Genomic DNA, 19198 nt, shown 5'->3' on the forward strand with positions numbered 1-19198 from the left:
GGTAGGCATAATTTCACGTAAATTCGCCTTGTTCAAGATAGTTGTATGCTACAATTCTACTCTCGATATATCGTATCACCAAGTGTAATTATTCCTATTATTTTAGGGCTAACACGCTACAAAAGTCTCAAAGGTCCTCACCGTTTTCTACTCTACTTTCTATTTTGGTCTGCGTTTTCAGATTTGGTTATTATTACTATGAATATGCATCATCGAGTAAACGCCGATGTTCTGCATGTTTACACCCCAATTGAATTTCTATTACTTGCCAGCTTTTACCGGGGTTCATTTGAATCGCTTATAGTACGAGAAACAATACTATGGACTATCATAATATTTACTGTATTCTGTATAATCAACCCCATTTTTTTACAGAATGTATATTTATTCGACACCTACACTACTTCGGTAGAGTTTATAATGCTCATTATCATGAGTGTAGCTTTCATGAGCAAAGAAAATGACTCCTTGAATCAAAGATGGCAGGACAATCTGGATAACTGGTTCAACACAGGCATACTCATCTACTTTTCTGGGGCCTTGTTCTATTTTATGTTATCTAACTACCTGATTGGTTTCCCCTTATACATTCTTTTTATGTTTCAAGCTGCACATGCCACCTTACTTCTTATACTTTACATCCTTTTCAGTATAGGCTTTATCCGTTACAAACATGCATGATAATATTCTGTTCCTGTTAGCCTTAGGCACAACAGGTATGTTACTATTGGCTATTTCAATTGTTTTATTGCAGGTTCGTAATCAAAACCGCATGCTGAAACAACGTGAATTAACACAGTTGGCCGAGATAGCTCATCAAAAACAACTACTGAATGCCGTTATTCAATCGCAGGAAGCTGAACGCAAACGCATTGGGCGCGATTTGCATGATGATATTGGTGCTGCCCTATCGGGTTTAAGACTCTCTATTGATGTTTTTGAACCTACCAAAGCCGATGGAAGCCAGCATTTCAAATTTAAAAGCAATTGTAAAACAGCTATTGATTCTATTATTGCTGAAGTAAGGCACATTTCGCATAACCTGTCTCCTTCCATGCTTAGCTTGCACGGGCTGGTTGCAGCTTTAAACCGGCAATTGGAGTTTATTAATCGTACCGATCACCTACAGGCAGTAATTGATAATACCGTACCTGAGTTGATCGACAGCTTGACCATTGAAGTGACTACAGCCATTTACCGGGTATTGGAAGAGTTAATTAATAACACCATTAAACACGCTAAAGCAACCAACATCAACATCAACTTTAACGCTGTAGGGAATACATTGCGCATCCACTATTCAGATAATGGCATCGGCTTGCCTATCACATCCAACATTAAGGCTAAAGGCATGGGCTTACAAAATATTGAAAGCCGGTTATCTATGATTGAAGCAAGCTATCATATTCTGGACCAGCAAACCAGCGGTTTTCATTTGGAAATAGAATATCCACTTAACCGTGTACTAAGCCATGTCTAAAATTCATATTGCCATTGCCGACGACCAAAAGCTGTTCAGTCAGGCGTTAGCTATGCTCATTGGTACCGTATCTGATTTCGAGCTGCTTTTTGTAGCTTCAGATGGTCTGGACTTTCTAGAACAACTTAAGCAATCTCCAGTACCACCCCAAGTAGCCATGCTGGATATTGACATGCCGGGCATGGATGGCGTTAAGCTGAACAAGCAGTTGCAGAAAGATTATCCGCAAATTAAGGTCATCATGCTTTCAGTACACTTGGAAGAAGAATTGATTACCCGGTTGATTGAAGATGGCGCAGCTGCCTACCTTAATAAAAACTGCGATAAAGAGGATCTAATTAAAACTATTCATGCTGTAATGCGTGATGGGTTTTATATTAATCAACTTACTCTAAAGGCTATATCCGCTGCGCAGAAAAAACGAACAGCGGCCAAAAAAGCAGCAGACGATCAATTATCAGCTGGCTTAACCAAACGTGAGATTGAAGTATTGGTGATGATTTGTGAAGAAAAAAGCAATAGTGAAATTGCCGACAAGTTATTTATTAGTGTTCGAACCGTAGAAGGGCACCGCAACAACCTGCTCATTAAATCAGGTTGCCGCAATACAGTAGGTTTGGTTTTGTTTGCTTTAAGGCACAACTTTTTTAAACTGCCAGAATAAACAGGTTTAAGTTACTTTTACAAAACACTGTTTTTTTAAACTAAGCAGTTGGTTTATTGACAACGTGTAAATCATTTTCGTGAACAAAATGTTTAAAAGCTATTAAGTTAATAAATCACATTATGAAACTTCCAAAAAATGCGTTTACAAAAGATATAAGTTTTAAAAATTCAGGAGCTACCGCATTAGGTGCCTCAGCAGTCGGAGCTACAGCTATAGGTGCGTTAGCTGTAGGTGCAGTTGCCATCGGTGCACTAGCTATTAGCTTCGTAGCTATTAAACGTATGGTGATTAAAGATTTGCAGGTAGGTACCCTTACCGTTGATAAGTTGGTAATTAAAAGCCAGGAAGAAAAAGCACATTAACTTATATTTGCATTGCGCGTAAGATCATTTATAAAAAGAGAAGGCTTTCTAATTAGAAAGCCTTCTCTTTTTATAAATGTTAGTTTCCAACTATATTAATGTATGCCTTTGAATATGCGGCTCCAGCGTATTTTGTGTAAAAATGAAGCATTGTCATCCCAGCTCATCCAAATAAATAGAGCTTTACCTACAATATGATCTTCAGGCACAAAACCCCAGTAACGTGAATCGGCCGAATCATGGCGGTTATCTCCCATCATCCAATAATAGTTCATCTTAAAGGTATAGCTATCGGCTTTTTTACCATTAATTAAAATATCATTTCCACTAACAGTTAACTTATTACTTTCATATACAGTAATGGCACGTTCATACAAAGGCAAGCTTATACTATCCAGCTTTACAGTCAAGCCTTTTTTAGGAATAAGAATTGGGCCGTAATTGTCGGCATTCCAACGATCATAATAATGACTGGTATGTATAGCATGATCGTACATATTCATGCTTGGAAAAACCGGATCAAGTACTGGCGAATTTTTAGGTGCAATGCGTGGCTGTACAGATGCGATACCTGAACTTTTTTTCAAAACGTCAGCCGAAGCTTTAGTCATAGTGAAATATGGGCTGCCATCGTACTGTGTAGCTTCCAGATCCTCAAATATTTTCGGATTAACTTCCTGACTACTGGTGGTTACTGTATAATCTATCTGCTCACCGGGAGGGTTAGGAGCAGCTTTACCATTAACATATACCTGCGCATCTACCAGGCTTAAGGTATCACCAGGGCCACCCTGACAACGTTTAATGTAGTTTTCTCGCTTATCAACCGGCCGGTAAAAAGGTGAATCAGCTTCCATAGGATAGTTAAATACCACTACATCACCTTTCTTTACCTCGCTCAAACCCGGTAAACGATAGTACGGCAACTTAACACCATCCCAGTAAGCTTTAGTTCCCAGTACAGGCATAGTATGATGAGCAAACGGAAAAGCAATCGGCGTCATGGGCGTACGTGCACCATAGTTTACTTTGCTTACAAACAAAAAGTCGCCAATCAGCAATGAACGCTCCATGGAGGCAGTAGGTATTGTATAAGCTTCAATAAACAAAGTGCGAATCAAAGTAGCGGCAATTACAGCAAAAAGAATAGCATCCACCCACTCGCGAGTGGCACTCTTTTTCTTTTTGTCTGCCTTATCTTTTTTATTCCAGATTTTCCAGTTCATATCATCTGTAAAGGTATAAAACGCTACTAATTACCCAAGTATTAAAAGTTAAACATATCTGTTACAGGAAAGCAGCCTTTTCTGTGTTGCAACCACTCGGCTGCCAATACTGCACCTAAAGCAAACCCATTACGGTTATGGGCGGTGTGCTTAAACTCAATGCTATCCACATCCGAATCATACAATACAGTATGCGTACCTGGTACGCTATCAATCCGGTGCGATTCAATCAATAACTCTTCCGCTTGTGCATCAGTTTCATTATCTGCATTTGGGCTATCACTTACCAATACATTTTTCCAGCCTCTTTTATTATCCACATTTTCCAGAATACCTTCGGCAATGGTTATAGCAGTACCACTTGGTGAATCCAATTTTTTAGTATGATGAATCTCTTCTACCTGCGCTTCATAGTACGGGTAGTTATTCATCACTTTAGCCAGCAAACGGTTAATGTGAAAAAATATATTTACCCCTACACTAAAGTTAGTGCCATACATTAGTGCATGATTACCTGCTTCACATTCTGCTTTGATGTTACTAAGCTCATCGTACCAACCGGTAGTACCCACCACAATCGGTACATCAGCCGCAAAGCAAGAGCGTATGTTGGTTAGTACCGAAGTTGGTGTACTAAACTCAATAACTACATCAGCATTTTTCAAGTTTTCAGCAGTAAATTCGTGCAGGTTATCTTTGTCAATTATTAGTACAATTTCGTGCTTACGGCTCAAGGCTATCTGTTCAATAATTTTGCCCATTTTACCATAACCTGATAGTGCTATTTTCATGAATATAGTTTATGATTGATTTATAACTAATTTTAGCCCAGTTAAATTGAACTTTACTTTATTAATATACTCAGTTTTATAACCGGCATCAAACTTACATTGTAATTGGCTGCATACGTAAGCTGCGGTGCAATACCGGGTGTTACCTTAAATGACAAATTGTTATCCATACTGTAAGAATGAATAAATTTTGCATCAATATAAGCATCTATCATTTGTATGCCCCAAGCACCCATCAAACCTAATATACTTAACTGAAAATTACGTTGATAACCCACCACTGCTGTTTGAAGTTGTGTTTCGGTTACTCCGTTTTTGGATAAGCTCTCATATTCTAGATAGTCTGCACTTTGGGTATCATTACCGCTACTTTCACCCGTTCCTTTACGGGCTATGTTATACAGCTTTAAATAATGGTGATAATTGGTTTGATTAAATATGATAGCTGAACCCAACAATCCTATGCCGGTATATATAATGGGAACTTTCCACCATTTATGGTTATAAAGCTGCCCCCAGCCAGGTATATAACCTGACCGGCGGAAAGCCAACCCCGGACTATGCGTGCTATCCGGATGATATTGCCTTATCTTTTTTGAGGCCCGAGGTACAAAAGGTTTTGAAGTTATTGAATCCTGCTTGCGATTTAGACTATCCGTACGGTTTTTAACTTTTAAGGTATCAGGCTGCTGTGCTCTGGCACATAGCGCCAAACCAACAAACAGACTAACAAGGATAAATAGTTTATGCATGTGTTACCAATCCAGCATTTCCAGAATACGACCCAAATCATCCTGTGATAAAAAAGGAATTTCTATACTGCCGCTTCCCCTGCTACTTACTTTGAGCCTTACCTTAGTACTAAATTTAGAAGCCAGATCATCTTGTATTTTTTGTACCTGAAAAGATAAAGACTCTGCTTTTTTAGCTGGCTTTTTAGCCGGCATTGCATGCAGATTACGTACCATTTCTTCTACTTTACGTACAGAAAGCCCTTGCTCTAGAATCAAGTGATGCAAGTGCAACTGTGCTGCCGGATCATTCACCGTAATCAGCGCACGGGCATGCCCCATGCTGATTTCACCATCACGGATGGAAGCTTGCACACTAGGTGGAAGCTTTAACAACCGTAAATAATTAGTTACCGTTGAACGGTTTTTGCTTACCCGCTCCCCTAATTCTTCTTGTTTCAGGTTGCATTCTTCCAGCATACGTTGAAAACTAATAGCTACTTCCATAGCATTCAGGTCTTCACGCTGTATGTTTTCAATTAAAGCCATCTCCAGCAGTTGCTGGTCGTTAGCCGTACGTACATAAGCAGGAATGGTATTTAACCCGGCACGACGTGAAGCCCGCAAGCGCCGCTCGCCCGATATAAGCTGATAGGCATGTGCGTTAACACGGCGTACAGTAATAGGCTGTATTAGTCCTTGCAACTTGATGGAGTCGGCCAGTTCCTGCATACTATGTTCGTCAAAATCAGTACGGGGCTGAAAAGGATTTACCTCAATTTCAGCAATCTGAATTTCATTAACCGAACCCAATGTATTGCTAGCTGGCATGGCTACAGCAGCCTGCTTATGTTGTAACAGGCTCGTCGAATCATCCAGCAAGGCGCTTAATCCTCGTCCTAATCCTTTTTTCTTTTCTGCGCTCATTTATAATGTTAAGCTGCTGTAGTAGGCTGTACGGCCGATTTGAGTAAACCGTTTTTACGGATAATTTCGCGAGCCAAGTTCAAATAATTAACTGCCCCTTTACAAGTAGCATCGTGCATAATAACCGATATACCAAAGCTAGGCGCTTCGCTTAAACGGGTATTACGTTGTATAATAGTATCAAATACTAAGTCTTCAAAATGGCTGCGCACCTCTTCTACTACCTGGTTTGACAAGCGTAGGCGCACATCATACATCGTCAACAAAATACCTTCAATATCCAATTGCGGGTTCAGGCGGTTTTGCACAATCTTTATAGTGTTCAGTAACTTGCCTAAGCCTTCTAACGCAAAGTACTCGCATTGTACAGGTATAATTACCGAATTGGCAGCAGTTAAAGCATTTATGGTAATTAAACCTAATGAAGGGGAGCAGTCAATAATAATGAAATCATAGTCCTTACTTACCTTTTCCAGCACCTGGCGCATTTTATATTCACGCTCATCCAGGTTAATCATCTCTATTTCGGCACCAACCAGGTCAATGTGAGCCGGTAATAAATCTAAATTGGGAGTTTCTGTTTTTTGTATAGCGGTGTAAGGGTCAAGATGATTAATGATACATTCGTAAATACTGTTCTTGATTGTACGTGGATCAAACCCTATCCCCGAGGTAGAATTAGCTTGCGGATCGGCATCCACCAGCAATGTTTTATATTCTAATACAGCTAAACTTGCAGCCAGATTAATAGAAGATGTAGTTTTCCCTACACCACCTTTCTGGTTAGCCAAAGCAATAATCTTACTCATTTTATATACGCCAAAATGTACAACACAAACCTATTAGCCGGTAATGAAAAGTAAAAGTAAAAATTTATACTTTCGCTACGCGTTATTCCGGGGGATAAAGATACAAAATTAAACAATTAGCAACCCGGTACGTTGCGCTTATTGATAAACATTCCCCTTGTATGGTTACTATTATTGCCTCTACCAACCGCCCTGAAAGTTCTACGTTAAAACTATCAAAATATTATCAGCAACTTCTATCAAATAAAGGTGTAACATCTAACTTGTTCTCGTTGGAAGAGTTACCTGCTAACTTTATCCAGACTGATATGTACGGCCAGCGAAGTAATAATTTTCAACCATTACAGCAAATGGTAACAGAAACTCAAAAGTTTCTTTTTATCATACCTGAGTATAATGGCAGCTTCCCGGGAGTACTGAAAACATTTGTAGATGCCTGCAACTTTCCGGAAAGCTTTTATGATAAAAAAGCTGCTTTAGTAGGTTTATCATCCGGCAAGTATGGTAACATACGTGGCATTGAACATTTTACTGGTGTATGTCATTACCTGAACATGCATGTAATGCCCTTAAAATTACATATTCCAGCTATTCACAAAGAGCTGGATGAGCAGAACCGCCTGTTTAAAGAAGATACAATAAAGTTTGTAAACGAACAGGTAGATAAATTTATTAAGTTCTAAATTTAAGGAAACTGCATTCATGTAAAATAGCTAACTTCGCCGCTTCAACCAGCGTACAAAGCGCTTATTTAGCCTTATTATTGCATGAAATACTTTTACTCCTTGCTGCTTGCAGCCCTTTTACTTCCATTATTATCTTTAGCACAAAGTAATTACAAACCAGGTTATGTAGTTACGTTGCACGGTGATACATTAAGAGGTTATATCGATTATAAAGAGTGGGAACAAAATCCACGGAATATCTTTTATAGAAATTCTTTAACCCAAAATAATGTAGAAAAATTCACGCCTCAAAATTGTAATGCATTCAGCGTTATTAATTTTGAGATATACAAGCGCTATGTAGGTAATATATCTACAAGCAAGGTTAACCTTTCCGATTTATCCACCGGCATTGATACAAGTTATCGTACAGATACTGTTTTCTTGCGCACCATTATCACAGGTAAAAACTTAACCCTTTATCAGTATAATGATAATGTTAAAAACAGATTTTATGTTCAAGAAGCTGATAAATCTCAACCCTATGAGCTTTATAAAAATGTATACATTAGTAATGATATAGATGGTAGGGTAGTAGAATCAAACTCATATAAAGCGCAGCTAATCAAGGTAGCTATGCTGTACAATACTGACCCAAAAAATCTAATTACTGAAATTCAACAAGCACGTTATATACAATCAGATATTCTGCCTATAGTTAACAAAATCAATAATAACCAACAAGCCGGCAAGTCATTATCAAAGTTTGGAACTGCTTACTTTATAGGTGCAGGTGTAAATGTGAATCAATTAACTTTTGAAGGTACTATCTCACTAGCTCAAGCCAACGCAAGTAATAAAGCTTCAATTGGTCCAAAAATATCTGGTGGTATTGATTTATTTCAAAATGTGAACGTAGGCAGACTAATTTTACGTATTGAAGGGGATCTTTACGCATCCGATTACAAGGTGACAGCATCTACTACTAATAACTATTTATTCAATAATACTGAATATACTCGCACGTTCAAGCAGTACACGATGGCAGTAGCTCCGCAGTTCATATATAACTTTTATAACAAAGCAAATTTTAAATTTTACTTATCTGCTGGAATCATGGCTAATTTTTCTGCTTACACCAACAATAAGTATATCATAAACACCGGGGTTATTCTATATGATGACACCTACACTCAACTCAAATCTTTTTGGCTTACCTATCCACTTAAAGCAGGAGTTGTTTTAAATAAAAGGTTTGAACTTTATGCCAATTATACTCCATCAGTATCTATAACTGCAAACTATATTGCTTTTTCAGGCAATATAACCACTTATAATGCTGGTGTACATTACTTATTTGGCAGAAAATAACAATTCAGCAAACTTATCTTACTTTTCATCACCAGCCGCAGCTAAAACAACTCTTTGCTTTAAGGGTTAGTTTTTAAATAAATAGTTGCGCTTAGTGATGAAAACTAAAAATTACTTTTACCATATTTTTATAGCAACTGGCCTTTTAGCAGCCAGTTGCCCCAACCACAAGCCCGATCCAACCAAAGCGGATGTAGCGGACGATAAAAGTGGTCAGGAAGTAAACTTGCCGGCCCCTTATGAAACCAAATCGGTGATGAACTTTTGTAAGGTAATTGGCTGGCCGAAAGGTGCTATACCTAAGGCGCCGGCTGGTTTTAAAGTGAATTTGTATGCTGATAGTTTAAATAATCCACGTAACATTTATGTAGCACCTAACGGCGATGTGTTTGCCGCGCAAGCTACCACTGAGGCGAAAGGTTTGAAAAAGGCAGGTTCAGCGTTGGCGGGTCAAAACCAGTCGCAAAATATGGGCAAAAGCCCGAACAACATTATCATTTTCAAAGATACCAACGGTGATGGTGTTGTAGACCAGAAAGGTATATTTTTAAGTGGCCTGAACCAGCCTTATGGTATGCTAATTTTGGGTAAATACTTTTATGTGGCCAATACAGATGGTTTGTGGCGGTACCCTTATACACCCGGTGCTACTCATATAACTGCTAAAGGGCAGCAAATTATGAAGCTGCCAGCAGGTGGTTACAACAACCATTGGACACGTAATATTATTGCAGATAAAGACAGCAGCAAAATATATGTTTCTGTAGGTTCGGGCAGTAATGTGGCCGAACATGGCATGGCTAATGAAGTTAGACGGGCCAACGTATTGGTAATTAATCCGGATGGCTCTGGCGAGAAGATTTATGCTAGCGGGTTGCGTAATCCAGCTGGTATTAGCTTTCAGCCAGGAACCGGCGTGTTATGGGCTTCGGTAAACGAGCGCGATAAACTGGGTGACATGCTGGTACCTGATTATCTGACCAGCGTTAAACCGGGTGGCTTCTATGGCTGGCCTTACGCTTACTGGGGCCCGCACCCCGACCCACGCTTAAAAGGTGCGCGCATGGATTTAGTGAAGAAAACCATTGTTCCTGATGTGTCATTAGGTTCGCATACAGCTTCATTGGGATTAACTTTTTACAACGGTAATAAGTTTCCGCAACGGTATGTAAACGGAGCCTTTATCGGCCAGCATGGTTCCTGGAACAGTTCAAAACTGGTGGGTTACAAAGTAGTATTTGTGCCCTTTAGCAACGGTAAACCTGGCTTACCTGAAGATTTTCTAACAGGTTTTATTGCCAATCTGGACAAAAAAGAAGTACATGGCCGCCCGGTGGGTGTAGCAGTTGCTAAAGACGGCGCCTTGCTGGTAGCTGACGATTCGGGTAATAAAATATGGCGGGTAAGTGCAGTTAAGTAATTTAATTTAAATGCCTACTGTAAGGTTCAAATAAGATGTATATTTTTTGAGAATGCGAACGCCAATAAACACTGCGAATATTCGTAAACGCTGACAATAATTTGTCAGTTCATCATAAATGAACAATCATTTAATAAGGAAACAAGTTTGTTTCCTTATTTTTTGTCCTGTAAGTTCTTCAACTTTTCGCGGGTATCAGGATTATCATATAGCTTCAAGGTTTTATTGTAGTATTCTATTGCTTTTTTCTTTTCTTTTTTAAAGTTATAGTAATCTCCCATACTATCAAACGCATTGGCACTGGTTGGATAATTTTTTATATTGAGCGCAAATAAAGCATAAGCGTTACTATCACCACCATTTTGCAGATGATAGTAAGCCAACTCATTAACCATCCCCTCAGGCGGTAGTACCTGGTAACCGAACTGGTTGGAAAGCTCCTGATAGCGGGCCGCTAAAAGCGTACTTACATTAGCTTTGCTGGCCGGATTATACAATTCGGCACTTTGGTTAGCTGATAAAGCGTAAGACTTAAACAGAAAGCGCAAGGCATCGTAAGTTGCTATCAAGGGTACCGAATTATGATTATCGTTTTTATAATAGCTATAGCTGTAATTCAAACCATTACCCAAATTGCTTTTTAACACATCATTCAAAACCATTATAGAACGGATATGTGCCGTATTGCTTGTGGTATCTTTACGAACTTGTGTCGTATCCATATTAGCTGGCATGGTGTTGGCCATACCTAAAAAAAGTTTTTTGCCGGTATAATTTTTCTCTTTGAGTACCTATCCTGCTTGCTGCAAAAGCTTTTGTTGATCCCACCACATGCTAGGATCAATAGCCACATAGGCGTTAAATAATTTTGTATGATTGATTAATACTTTTACTACAGTTAAGGCACCAAAAGAATGACCAATCAAAACTTTGTAAAGAGCCGTAGGATATAAAGAATCTACATGCGGCATCAATTCTTTTTCAATGAACGAGATAAACTGCTCGCCACCTCCCGAGTTTTTAAATTCCTCGTTATGCTTACCACCAGGTTCGGTTAAGGAGTTAGTGGGCGTCAAGTCACGGGTACGATCAGTGTTGGTAATGGCAACTACAATCATCTCCGGTAAAACCGTATTGCCATTGGCTGTGCTTAACTGTTGTATACCCCGGTAAGGGAAGAAAAATGAGCTTCACCATCCAGCAAGTACACTACTGGGTATTTCGGCTTTGTAGTGGTACTCTCATTAGCACTTGCCGGTACATATACCCATATTTTTCTTTGCTCATTCAATGTTTTTGACTGCACACTATCAACACGCCCCATAATAATTTGATCATTTTTTATCATTTGGGCATGGGCACTACTTACCAACAGAATTAAGAAAATGAAAAGGTAGGGCTTCATTTGCAATGACGGTTTAAGCTAAGGTATTCAGTTTGATGCAATAATAAAACACACCCATGCAAATCATTTTTCTGCAATTACCTTTGAACGATTAAAAAATAACCGCTCACTAATGAGCTTGTACTTTGTTATACCAGTGCATGATTAAACTTTCTACCTCCTTTTTTCTACTATTCTTCACAGCCAACCTGTACGCACAAAATCGGCCAGATACGTTAAGTACCGATATTAATCACCGTTTGCTGCCGGTAACTATCCGTGGTTATCTGTCAGACCAGCCAGTGCTGCGTGTACCAGCTTCTGTCGATGTATTAGGTGTCAGTCAATTGGCCTTGCAACCGCAAAACTCGCTGGTAAGCGCCATGAATACCCTGCCAGGCGTACGCATGGAAGAACGTACACCAGGCAGCTATCGTTTGTCCATCCGCGGCAGCTTACTACGCTCGCCATTCGGGGTACGCAACGTAAAAATTTATTATGATGAAATACCACTTACCGATGCCGGTGGCAATACCTATTTGAATGCGCTGGATGTAAACAGCTTGCATAGCCTGGAGGTATTGAAAGGCCCTGATGGTAGCTTATTTGGCGCCAACTCAGGTGGTGTAGTACTAATCAATCCGGTTAACCGCTTTGCCGACAGTACATCAGCATCGATAAATGTTAATGCAGGCTCATACGGTTTGTTTCACGAAAACGCGGCAGTACATAGCCGTCAGGCTAATAACGAAATCAACCTGAATCAGGGCTATCAAACTTATGATGGCTACCGCGACCACAGCTACATGCAACGGCACTTCATACAAGGGGCTGATCGCTATCATTATGGCACTAACAACCAAATAAAGCTTTTAGGCTTTTACTCTGACTTAAATTACCAAACGCCTGGTGGTTTAACCCTGAGTCAGATGCAGGCTAACCCGCGGGCAGCACGGCCTTCTACTGCTGCCGTACCTGGAGCTATTGCGCAAAATATCGGTATTGATCAGAAAGTATTATTTGGCGGAGTGGTAAATGAAGCTCACCTAACCCATCGTTTACGTAATGTGGCTACCATTTTCGGTACGCATGTTGATTTTACCAATCCGTTTATCACCAATTACGAGCACCGTGTGGAAAACACATATGGCCTACGCACTTATTTTGAATTGAGCAGTTTACCCCACCCAAACTTAGATTGGAAACTGAACTTAGGCATAGAATGGCAGCAAACCAATGCTAATATTAACGACTACGATAACCTGAAAGGCTTACAAGGTAATCCGCAATCGTTAGACCGCGTGAACACCAACCAGCATTTTATTTTTACCCGCTATGCTGCCACGTTGTTTAAGAGCCTGAACCTGGAAGCTGCTCTGAGCCTGAACTATTACCAGTATCGGTTTAAAAACAACTACCCGCTTAATCAAACCGATTTTACCAAACAACATTTTTCGCCACAAGTAATGCCACGTATTGCTTTGTCTTATGAAATTACACCCAATTTCATCTGGCGAGCCTCTGTTAGTCGCGGGTATTCTACCCCTACTATTGCAGAGGTACGGCCAAGCAACAACCTCATCAATACAAATTTGCAGGCCGAATATGGTTGGAACTATGAAACCGGTTTTCGCTTGCGTACACCGCATGAGCGTTTAGTGCTGGATGCCTCTGTTTTCTATTACCGATTAAACAACAGTATTGTAGCACAATACAATGCTAATGAAACCCAATACTTTATTAATGCGGGCGGCACCAATCAGCCCGGACTGGAAGCCAGCTTAAGCTACTGGCTTGTTCGGCAAAAAAATACAGGATTTATTCGGGGTGTACAATTTATTGAAGCTTATACCTTGAGTCGTTTTACTTTCCGCAATTATAATCCGCTAGGTGTAAACTATTCGGGCAATCGCCTTACTGGCGTGCCACGGCAAGTAAATGTAAGCAGCTTACAGTTTAAATTTCCGCAAGCTATTTACCTGTTTGTACAATACAATTATACAGACAAACTACCGGTAAATGATGCAAACACAGCCTATGCTTCTTCCTACCACTTGTTGCAAGCTAAAGCTGGTTGGGAATACTCACTTAATCGCAAAACCCGCCTGAATTTGTATGCTGGTGCAGATAATTTGTTAAACCACCATTATAGCTTAGGAAATGATTTAAATGCAATTGGTAACCGCTATTACAACCCGGCACCGTTACGAAATTACTATGTGGGGGTGAGTCTGGTTTTGTAAATACTTAATTCTACCGTGTATGAAAACAAAAAACGTTTTGCCGAACTCTTTTTCTGCAAAACGTTTTTTGTTCAGTAATCAGCTTATTTGTTAAGCTGTTTACCTGTCAAGCAGTTATCTTTCTAGTGGGTTGCCGCTTTTTCAACCGAAATATTGAGTCCTGATTTTGTACTCTTAATATTATCCTTCAATCACACATCAAACTTAATCCATCCTTCGCCTTCGTAGCCAAAAAAGAATTGTTTAGGATAAATAATTTCGGCCATAATTTCTAATGAATCAACAATACGCGGGCCGGGACGATTGAAGTACTGGTTACCATCAACTATATAAAAGCGTTTGTTTTTTACCGCTTGTAGATCGGTTAAGCCGGGTAGTTGCAGTATCAAGTCAATTTCCTGTAACGTACGTTCGATAGAAAAACCGCAAGGCATCAGCACCATAATCTCCGGATCGGCCAAGCGTAAATCTTCCCATTGTATGTAAGCAGAATGCTTACCTGAATCAGCCATGAGCGGTGTACCACCAGCTATACTTACCAGTTCGGGCACCCAGTTGCCAGAGGTCATGAGTGGATCAAGCCATTCTATGCAAGCCACAGTAGGCTTGTTTTCCATGAACTTCAGTTTATGCCGAATTATATCTACCCGTTCCTGCAAATCTTCTAATAAAATCTGGGCAGCTGGCAGCGTCTGCAAGGCAGCAGCAACCTGATTGATGTTATCAAAAATATCGTCCAGGCTATTAGGCTGTAAGGAGATGATTTGTGCAGGCTTATCCAAATAGCCGGCCAATGCCTGCTCTACCTCGGGCAAAGATACGGCACAAACCTCGCATTGGTCTTGCGTAATTACCACATCCGGTTTCAGCTCCTTGATTACCTCACGGTTTACTTCATACACCGACAATGCATCAGTTAACAACGTTTTCACCCTGCGGTCAATAGCGCCACTGTTCAGGTCTGTTCCAATACGGTCACGTGTACAAGCAGGCAAATGCTTTACAGAGAATGGATAATTACATTCGTGCGAACGGCCTACTAACTGAGCTTCCAGGCCCAGAGCACAAACAATTTCGGTAGCAGCAGGTAATAAGGATATGATTTTTTCGGCAGGCATGTTTGGTAGTCAAAAGTACAAATAACGGTATTTAAAGTGAACTGAAACATGTTTAATTGAACTTTCAAAAATCAGGTTACCTTTGAGCAATGATTGTTTTGACCTTCGTTTTAGGATTGGTTGTAAACTTTATAGGTTACATTCCACCCGGTAATATTAACTTAACCTTAGTACAATTAGCCATTAACCGGGGCATGCGGCAAGCTATTCGGTTTATTACTGCGTTTTCGAGTATGGAGCTGGTTTTTACTTTTGCCATTATGCAGGGTGCCAAATGGCTTTCGGCACAAGCGCATATCGGAACAATCATCGATTGGTTTATGGTCGTATTATTTGGCGTGTTGGGCACTATAACTTGGCTCAACCGCAAAAACCCACCTAAAACCAAATATTCTGACCGTGAAAGCATTCGCTACGGACTTATTTTAGGGCTGGTTAATCCGATGCAAATTATATTCTGGCTATTTGCCGGTACTTATCTGCTAGCTCACCAATGGATATTGCCCGGCTTGTGGGCATTAGGTATATTCAGTTTGGGCTCAGCTTGCGGTGCTTTTTTATGCTTATACCTATATGCATTATTTGCCCGGTACCTGCAAAGCAAATTTGATTTAAGTACGCAGGTAATTAATACTAGTATAGCAGTGCTGTTTTTTGCATTCTCAGCTTATCACCTGATTAAACAAGTTTATTTAATTATTCATCACCATTAATGAAAATATACAGTAAAAAGCCTTTTATTATTTTATACTATCGATTGTTTAGCCAATAGAATCTTTCAGTGCATCCAGGTTCCAAATCTTTTCTGCCCGACGACCAATCAACCAAAATGAGGCCGCCAGAATAGCAAAGAATAACGTGTATGGAATATGGTTCCACAAACACTCAAAGTATTCGGTATAAATAAAAATAAGTAAAAAGGTAATGCCAAACTCGCGGGCAATAGCATCTTTGCTGCGTAAGCCGTACAGCAAAAAACCAGCCGCAACAGCCGCCAAAAAGAAGCCCCAATAAAATAAACTGATTTGCTTTACCTCAAACCAGCGTTCCAGTTCACCGAAGTTCCCGAATATACTCAGCAGCCATAAGGATAAGAACAGATATAATAAGCCTACCACATAGGTAAGTTCCCAAAAAGGCTTTACCCAATTACGGCCACGTAGCAGGTAACAGGCAGCTAGTAATATTACCCCGAAAGCCACAAAGCGTAAAGGGTAATTCATACCTAGAAAGTAGTAGCTCCAGCGGGTTTGATAACCTGTTTCGGTGCCGAACCAGCTACCCAGCGATACCAACGCAAACAACCAGATCAGCCTTGAATTTAGCTGCCAGCCTAAAAAGCCATATATAAATACCGATATCAAAAACAATAAGGAATAATGTCCCGAGCCATTATCAAACGTTTTGCCCAAATAAGCAATGCAGCAAGCAGTAAAGAGTACACCCGTGAAAATGGTAGCCTCATTACTGAACACTCGCTCCGGGAAAAGCGTTTCGCGACGGCGGCCTAGATAAAAAGCACCAGCTGCCAAAGCGCCCGAACCTATCGCAATCACCACATCGGGCGTATAATACAGGCTTTTAATCCAGTTAATAATGGCATCGTTGATGATTAATGAACCTATAGCTATGCCACCACAAATCAAAGCTATCCAGAAAGAATACTTAGCCAGCCTCATCCAATCAAACCCTTTTACCTCTACCGAATTGCGCAAAGCCTGAGCCTGTTCAGTTGATACTAACTGTTCTTTCTCCCAGTGACTAATGGCTTTATTCAAGAATTCACTTTCTTGTTTATCGAGGTTGAGTTTCATAAAGTCAGTTCAGCGTTCGTCATTATGTTCAAGCCAGTTACCTTAAAAAGGCTAACTATAGCCAACTTACGAAACACTAACTTACAAAAAACTTTTACTTTCAGCTATGTACTTTACGTTAAAGGCTACTCAATAACCGTTGTACCTCTATCTGATCTAAGGCTAGTTGCTCCTTCAAACCATCTAATGAAGAAAACTTAACATCATGGCGCACAAAGTAATGGAAGTGCATACGTAACGTTTGGTTATAGATGTCCTGGTTAAAGTCAAAGATGTTTACTTCGATATTCCGCGTCATGCCGTTAATAGTGGGTCGGTGCCCAATGTAGGCCATTCCTTTATGAGTTCGGCTATCTACTTCAACCGTAACAGCAAATATCCCATCGGCAGGAATCAATTTGTAATTTTCTTCCACCAGCAAGTTGGCTGTAGGATAGCCTAGTTGCCGGCCAATCTGGTTACCACGTATTACCTTGCCGGTAATAAAAAACGGATAACCTAAAAACGCATCTGCCTGGGCAATATCGGCCTGTAACAACGCTTCCCGAATGCGAGTTGAGCTTACAGCTACATCATTTACATCCTGTTCTGGTATTTCAATCACCTCGAAACCATAAACTGGTCCGTTTTGTTGCAAATCGGTTAAACCACCTTGGCGGTCTTTACCAAAACGGTGGTCATAACCAATGATGATTTTACGGGTACCAATTTTCTGCACCAAGATATCACGAATATAAGTTTCGGCAGATTGGTTGGAAAAATCACGCGAAAATGGAGTAATAATTAAATGATCTACACCTAGTGTTTCCAGTAGTTCGGCACGTTCCTGTATGGTGGTAATAAGCTTTAGTTCCTGATTTTCGGGGTGGATAATCATGCGCGGGTGTGGAAAAAAGGTAAGAATTACGGTTTCGCCTCCACACTCATCAGCTAAAGCCTTAATGCGTGAAATAATTTGCCGGTGCCCTAAGTGCACCCCATCAAAAGTACCAATAGTAACCACTGCATTCTTCAGTGGCGTAAACTCATCCAGGTGATGATATATCTTCATGTATCAGGCAGGGCTGTTAAGCTACAAAATTAAATTATTTCCGCTGTGTTTAATGATTAAGTTTGTACAGGCTGTGGCAGATAACATTCTTTTCTATTTGTCTTTCTGCTCGCTTTTGTTCTTGATGCGTCCTGCTTCTTTCAAAGCCTGGTGCAAAATCCATTCTATTTGCCCGTTAACACTTCTGAACTCATCAGTAGCCCACTTTTCAATGGTTTTCATAGTTTCAGCATCAACCCTCAGAGCAAATGATTTTTTTTCGGCCATAGCTTACTGATAAAGAGTTCCTGTATTCACTACAGGCTGCGTTTCACGATCGCCACATAATACCACCATCAAGTTACTCACCATGGTAGCTTTTTTATCTTCATCCAATTCAATAATATCTTTTTCCGATAAAAGTTTGAGTGCGCTATCCACCATACCTACGGCGCCTTCCACAATTTTATGCCGGGCGGCTACTACAGCTGATGCTTGCTGGCGCCGCAACATAGAATGGGCAATTTCGGGTGCGTAAGCCAAATGGCCGATGCGGGCTTCTACTACTTCAATGCCAGCCATGTGCATGCGTTCGTTAATTTCCTGCTCCAGGGCATGGTTAATATCATCAAAATTGGTGCTTAGGGTTATGGTGGCTCGCTCATCTTCAAAATGATCGTATGGAAAGCTACCTGCCAGCTTACGTACAGCTGAATCTGTTTGTACTTTTACAAACTGCTGATAATCGTTCACCTCAAACGATACCTTAAAAGTATCTTGCACACGCCAAACTAATATCACACTAATTAGTACTGGGTTACCCATTTTATCATTCACTTTAATGGGCGTACTTTCAAAGTTCATAGCCCTTAAAGATAAGCTGCGCCTCCAGTAAAACGGATTAATCCAGAACATGCCGCTCTTGTTGATACTCCCCACATACTTACCAAATAACAGTAAAACCTGTGATGAATTAGGACTCACAATAATTAGCCCTTTAACAATAAACACGAACAGCAGCATAAATCCAATTACAAATATAGGCTGCTCATGAACAATACCCACAAAAGCAGCAATTGCGCAAGCTGTAGCTAAACCTAAGGCTATATAACCATTAAACGGCATGATAATTTTTTCGGTTTTCATCTTTATTTAATTTG

At 40.2% G+C, this 19198-nt stretch carries 22 protein-coding genes; 9 read left to right on the forward strand and 13 right to left on the reverse strand.

All coding sequences use genetic code 11. From position 1 onward, the window contains the following. The first annotated feature begins 204 nt into the window (after window positions 1-204). The 4 genes from HH214_RS02130 to HH214_RS02145 all read left to right on the forward strand — a co-directional run bounded on the left by HH214_RS02130 (window position 205) and on the right by HH214_RS02145 (window position 2509). Entirely contained in the window at window positions 205-681 is a 477-nt protein-coding gene (locus tag HH214_RS02130; RefSeq protein ID WP_169605773.1) for a hypothetical protein, read from the forward strand. Continuing rightward, the gene (locus HH214_RS02135) at window positions 674-1480 is read left to right on the forward strand and encodes a sensor histidine kinase (protein WP_169605774.1); all 807 of its coding nucleotides are present in this window, start codon (window positions 674-676) and stop codon (window positions 1478-1480) included. The genes HH214_RS02130 and HH214_RS02135 overlap by 8 nt, the downstream gene beginning before the upstream one ends. Beyond that, window positions 1473-2144 (forward strand): response regulator transcription factor, encoded by a 672-nt coding sequence (locus tag HH214_RS02140; protein ID WP_169605775.1) that lies wholly within the window; start codon window positions 1473-1475, stop codon window positions 2142-2144. Before HH214_RS02135 ends, HH214_RS02140 begins: the two co-directional genes overlap by 8 nt. A gap of 122 nt (window positions 2145-2266) precedes the next feature. Further along, window positions 2267-2509, forward strand: coding sequence for a hypothetical protein (locus tag HH214_RS02145; protein ID WP_169605776.1), 243 nt, complete (start codon window positions 2267-2269; stop codon window positions 2507-2509). A gap of 95 nt (window positions 2510-2604) precedes the next feature. Here the strand turns inward: HH214_RS02145 and lepB are convergent, their stop codons facing one another. From lepB to HH214_RS02170, 5 genes are read right to left on the reverse strand one after another with little or no spacing between them, the layout of a single operon-like run. Further along, a complete protein-coding gene (lepB, locus tag HH214_RS02150; protein WP_169605777.1) occupies window positions 2605-3735 on the reverse strand; it encodes a signal peptidase I in 1131 nt (376 codons plus the stop codon). A gap of 41 nt (window positions 3736-3776) precedes the next feature. After that, window positions 3777-4526, reverse strand: coding sequence for a 4-hydroxy-tetrahydrodipicolinate reductase (dapB, locus tag HH214_RS02155; RefSeq protein WP_169605778.1), 750 nt, complete (start codon window positions 4524-4526; stop codon window positions 3777-3779). Between the two features lie 53 nt (window positions 4527-4579). Next, a complete protein-coding gene (locus HH214_RS02160; protein WP_169605779.1) occupies window positions 4580-5278 on the reverse strand; it encodes a DUF5683 domain-containing protein in 699 nt (232 codons plus the stop codon). A 3-nt stretch (window positions 5279-5281) separates the two neighbouring features. Next, entirely contained in the window at window positions 5282-6184 is a 903-nt protein-coding gene (locus tag HH214_RS02165) for a ParB/RepB/Spo0J family partition protein (protein WP_169605780.1), read from the reverse strand. A gap of 8 nt (window positions 6185-6192) precedes the next feature. Continuing rightward, window positions 6193-6993, reverse strand: coding sequence for a ParA family protein (locus HH214_RS02170; protein WP_169605781.1), 801 nt, complete (start codon window positions 6991-6993; stop codon window positions 6193-6195). Window positions 6994-7154: 161 nt separating this feature from the next. On the opposite strand from HH214_RS02170, the gene HH214_RS02175 reads away from it, so the two are divergent. The 3 genes from HH214_RS02175 to HH214_RS02185 all read left to right on the forward strand — a co-directional run bounded on the left by HH214_RS02175 (window position 7155) and on the right by HH214_RS02185 (window position 10449). Next, entirely contained in the window at window positions 7155-7676 is a 522-nt protein-coding gene (locus HH214_RS02175; protein ID WP_169605782.1) for an NADPH-dependent FMN reductase, read from the forward strand. 84 nt (window positions 7677-7760) lie between these two features. Then, entirely contained in the window at window positions 7761-9029 is a 1269-nt protein-coding gene (locus HH214_RS02180) for a hypothetical protein (protein ID WP_169605783.1), read from the forward strand. Between the two features lie 97 nt (window positions 9030-9126). After that, window positions 9127-10449 (forward strand): PQQ-dependent sugar dehydrogenase, encoded by a 1323-nt coding sequence (locus tag HH214_RS02185; RefSeq protein ID WP_169605784.1) that lies wholly within the window; start codon window positions 9127-9129, stop codon window positions 10447-10449. Window positions 10450-10604: 155 nt separating this feature from the next. Here HH214_RS02185 and HH214_RS02190 read toward each other — a convergent pair whose 3' ends face one another. The 3 genes from HH214_RS02190 to HH214_RS02200 are packed head-to-tail and all read right to left on the reverse strand — an operon-like array spanning window position 10605 to window position 11854. Beyond that, window positions 10605-11195 (reverse strand): hypothetical protein, encoded by a 591-nt coding sequence (locus HH214_RS02190; protein ID WP_169605785.1) that lies wholly within the window; start codon window positions 11193-11195, stop codon window positions 10605-10607. 45 nt (window positions 11196-11240) lie between these two features. Continuing rightward, the gene (locus tag HH214_RS02195) at window positions 11241-11567 is read right to left on the reverse strand and encodes an alpha/beta hydrolase (protein ID WP_169605786.1); all 327 of its coding nucleotides are present in this window, start codon (window positions 11565-11567) and stop codon (window positions 11241-11243) included. 32 nt (window positions 11568-11599) lie between these two features. Then, the gene (locus tag HH214_RS02200) at window positions 11600-11854 is read right to left on the reverse strand and encodes an alpha/beta hydrolase-fold protein (protein WP_169605787.1); all 255 of its coding nucleotides are present in this window, start codon (window positions 11852-11854) and stop codon (window positions 11600-11602) included. 140 nt (window positions 11855-11994) lie between these two features. Between HH214_RS02200 and HH214_RS02205 the strand changes: the two genes are divergently transcribed. Then, entirely contained in the window at window positions 11995-14076 is a 2082-nt protein-coding gene (locus tag HH214_RS02205) for a TonB-dependent receptor (RefSeq protein WP_169605788.1), read from the forward strand. A 191-nt stretch (window positions 14077-14267) separates the two neighbouring features. On the opposite strand, the gene HH214_RS02210 is transcribed toward HH214_RS02205, so the two are convergent. Beyond that, the gene (locus HH214_RS02210) at window positions 14268-15194 is read right to left on the reverse strand and encodes a cobalamin-binding protein (protein WP_169605789.1); all 927 of its coding nucleotides are present in this window, start codon (window positions 15192-15194) and stop codon (window positions 14268-14270) included. A gap of 89 nt (window positions 15195-15283) precedes the next feature. Between HH214_RS02210 and HH214_RS02215 the strand changes: the two genes are divergently transcribed. Further along, on the forward strand, window positions 15284-15907 hold the full coding sequence (locus HH214_RS02215) for a LysE family translocator (protein ID WP_169605790.1): 624 nt from the start codon (window positions 15284-15286) through the stop codon (window positions 15905-15907). 48 nt (window positions 15908-15955) lie between these two features. Here HH214_RS02215 and HH214_RS02220 read toward each other — a convergent pair whose 3' ends face one another. From HH214_RS02220 to HH214_RS02235, 4 genes are all read right to left on the reverse strand, one after another. Further along, a complete protein-coding gene (locus HH214_RS02220) occupies window positions 15956-17008 on the reverse strand; it encodes a DUF2157 domain-containing protein (RefSeq protein ID WP_169605791.1) in 1053 nt (350 codons plus the stop codon). 118 nt (window positions 17009-17126) lie between these two features. Then, window positions 17127-18059 carry a bifunctional riboflavin kinase/FAD synthetase gene (locus HH214_RS02225; protein WP_169605792.1) on the reverse strand — a complete coding sequence of 311 codons (933 nt, stop codon included), beginning with the start codon at window positions 18057-18059 and terminating at the stop codon, window positions 17127-17129. Between the two features lie 93 nt (window positions 18060-18152). Continuing rightward, complete coding sequence (locus HH214_RS02230) at window positions 18153-18326, reverse strand: Arc family DNA-binding protein (protein ID WP_169605793.1); 174 nt, start codon at window positions 18324-18326, stop codon at window positions 18153-18155. A gap of 3 nt (window positions 18327-18329) precedes the next feature. Further along, on the reverse strand, window positions 18330-19184 hold the full coding sequence (locus HH214_RS02235; protein WP_169605794.1) for an SPFH domain-containing protein: 855 nt from the start codon (window positions 19182-19184) through the stop codon (window positions 18330-18332). Between the last annotated feature and the right edge of the window lie 14 nt (window positions 19185-19198).

Source organism: Mucilaginibacter robiniae, assembly GCF_012849215.1.
Lineage (GTDB): Bacteria > Bacteroidota > Bacteroidia > Sphingobacteriales > Sphingobacteriaceae > Mucilaginibacter > Mucilaginibacter robiniae.

What these genes read in the sequence shown, in the direction of transcription:
- HH214_RS02195 (WP_169605786.1), bottom strand. Translation starts at nt 11,567, where the DNA reads ATGATTGTAGTTGCCATTACCAACACTGATCGTACCCGTGACTTGACG.
- HH214_RS02145 (WP_169605776.1), top strand. Translation starts at nt 2,267, where the DNA reads ATGAAACTTCCAAAAAATGCGTTTACAAAAGATATAAGTTTTAAAAAT.
- HH214_RS02175 (WP_169605782.1), top strand. Translation starts at nt 7,155, where the DNA reads ATGGTTACTATTATTGCCTCTACCAACCGCCCTGAAAGTTCTACGTTA.
- HH214_RS02200 (WP_169605787.1), bottom strand. Translation starts at nt 11,854, where the DNA reads ATGAAGCCCTACCTTTTCATTTTCTTAATTCTGTTGGTAAGTAGTGCC.
- HH214_RS02140 (WP_169605775.1), top strand. Translation starts at nt 1,473, where the DNA reads ATGTCTAAAATTCATATTGCCATTGCCGACGACCAAAAGCTGTTCAGT.
- HH214_RS02170 (WP_169605781.1), bottom strand. Translation starts at nt 6,993, where the DNA reads ATGAGTAAGATTATTGCTTTGGCTAACCAGAAAGGTGGTGTAGGGAAA.
- HH214_RS02205 (WP_169605788.1), top strand. Translation starts at nt 11,995, where the DNA reads ATGATTAAACTTTCTACCTCCTTTTTTCTACTATTCTTCACAGCCAAC.
- HH214_RS02165 (WP_169605780.1), bottom strand. Translation starts at nt 6,184, where the DNA reads ATGAGCGCAGAAAAGAAAAAAGGATTAGGACGAGGATTAAGCGCCTTG.
- HH214_RS02180 (WP_169605783.1), top strand. Translation starts at nt 7,761, where the DNA reads ATGAAATACTTTTACTCCTTGCTGCTTGCAGCCCTTTTACTTCCATTA.
- HH214_RS02235 (WP_169605794.1), bottom strand. Translation starts at nt 19,184, where the DNA reads ATGAAAACCGAAAAAATTATCATGCCGTTTAATGGTTATATAGCCTTA.
- HH214_RS02210 (WP_169605789.1), bottom strand. Translation starts at nt 15,194, where the DNA reads ATGCCTGCCGAAAAAATCATATCCTTATTACCTGCTGCTACCGAAATT.
- HH214_RS02220 (WP_169605791.1), bottom strand. Translation starts at nt 17,008, where the DNA reads ATGAAACTCAACCTCGATAAACAAGAAAGTGAATTCTTGAATAAAGCC.
- HH214_RS02230 (WP_169605793.1), bottom strand. Translation starts at nt 18,326, where the DNA reads ATGGCCGAAAAAAAATCATTTGCTCTGAGGGTTGATGCTGAAACTATG.
- dapB (WP_169605778.1), bottom strand. Translation starts at nt 4,526, where the DNA reads ATGAAAATAGCACTATCAGGTTATGGTAAAATGGGCAAAATTATTGAA.
- HH214_RS02185 (WP_169605784.1), top strand. Translation starts at nt 9,127, where the DNA reads ATGAAAACTAAAAATTACTTTTACCATATTTTTATAGCAACTGGCCTT.
- HH214_RS02225 (WP_169605792.1), bottom strand. Translation starts at nt 18,059, where the DNA reads ATGAAGATATATCATCACCTGGATGAGTTTACGCCACTGAAGAATGCA.
- HH214_RS02190 (WP_169605785.1), bottom strand. Translation starts at nt 11,195, where the DNA reads ATGGCCAACACCATGCCAGCTAATATGGATACGACACAAGTTCGTAAA.
- HH214_RS02215 (WP_169605790.1), top strand. Translation starts at nt 15,284, where the DNA reads ATGATTGTTTTGACCTTCGTTTTAGGATTGGTTGTAAACTTTATAGGT.
- HH214_RS02160 (WP_169605779.1), bottom strand. Translation starts at nt 5,278, where the DNA reads ATGCATAAACTATTTATCCTTGTTAGTCTGTTTGTTGGTTTGGCGCTA.
- HH214_RS02130 (WP_169605773.1), top strand. Translation starts at nt 205, where the DNA reads ATGCATCATCGAGTAAACGCCGATGTTCTGCATGTTTACACCCCAATT.
- HH214_RS02135 (WP_169605774.1), top strand. Translation starts at nt 674, where the DNA reads ATGCATGATAATATTCTGTTCCTGTTAGCCTTAGGCACAACAGGTATG.
- lepB (WP_169605777.1), bottom strand. Translation starts at nt 3,735, where the DNA reads ATGAACTGGAAAATCTGGAATAAAAAAGATAAGGCAGACAAAAAGAAA.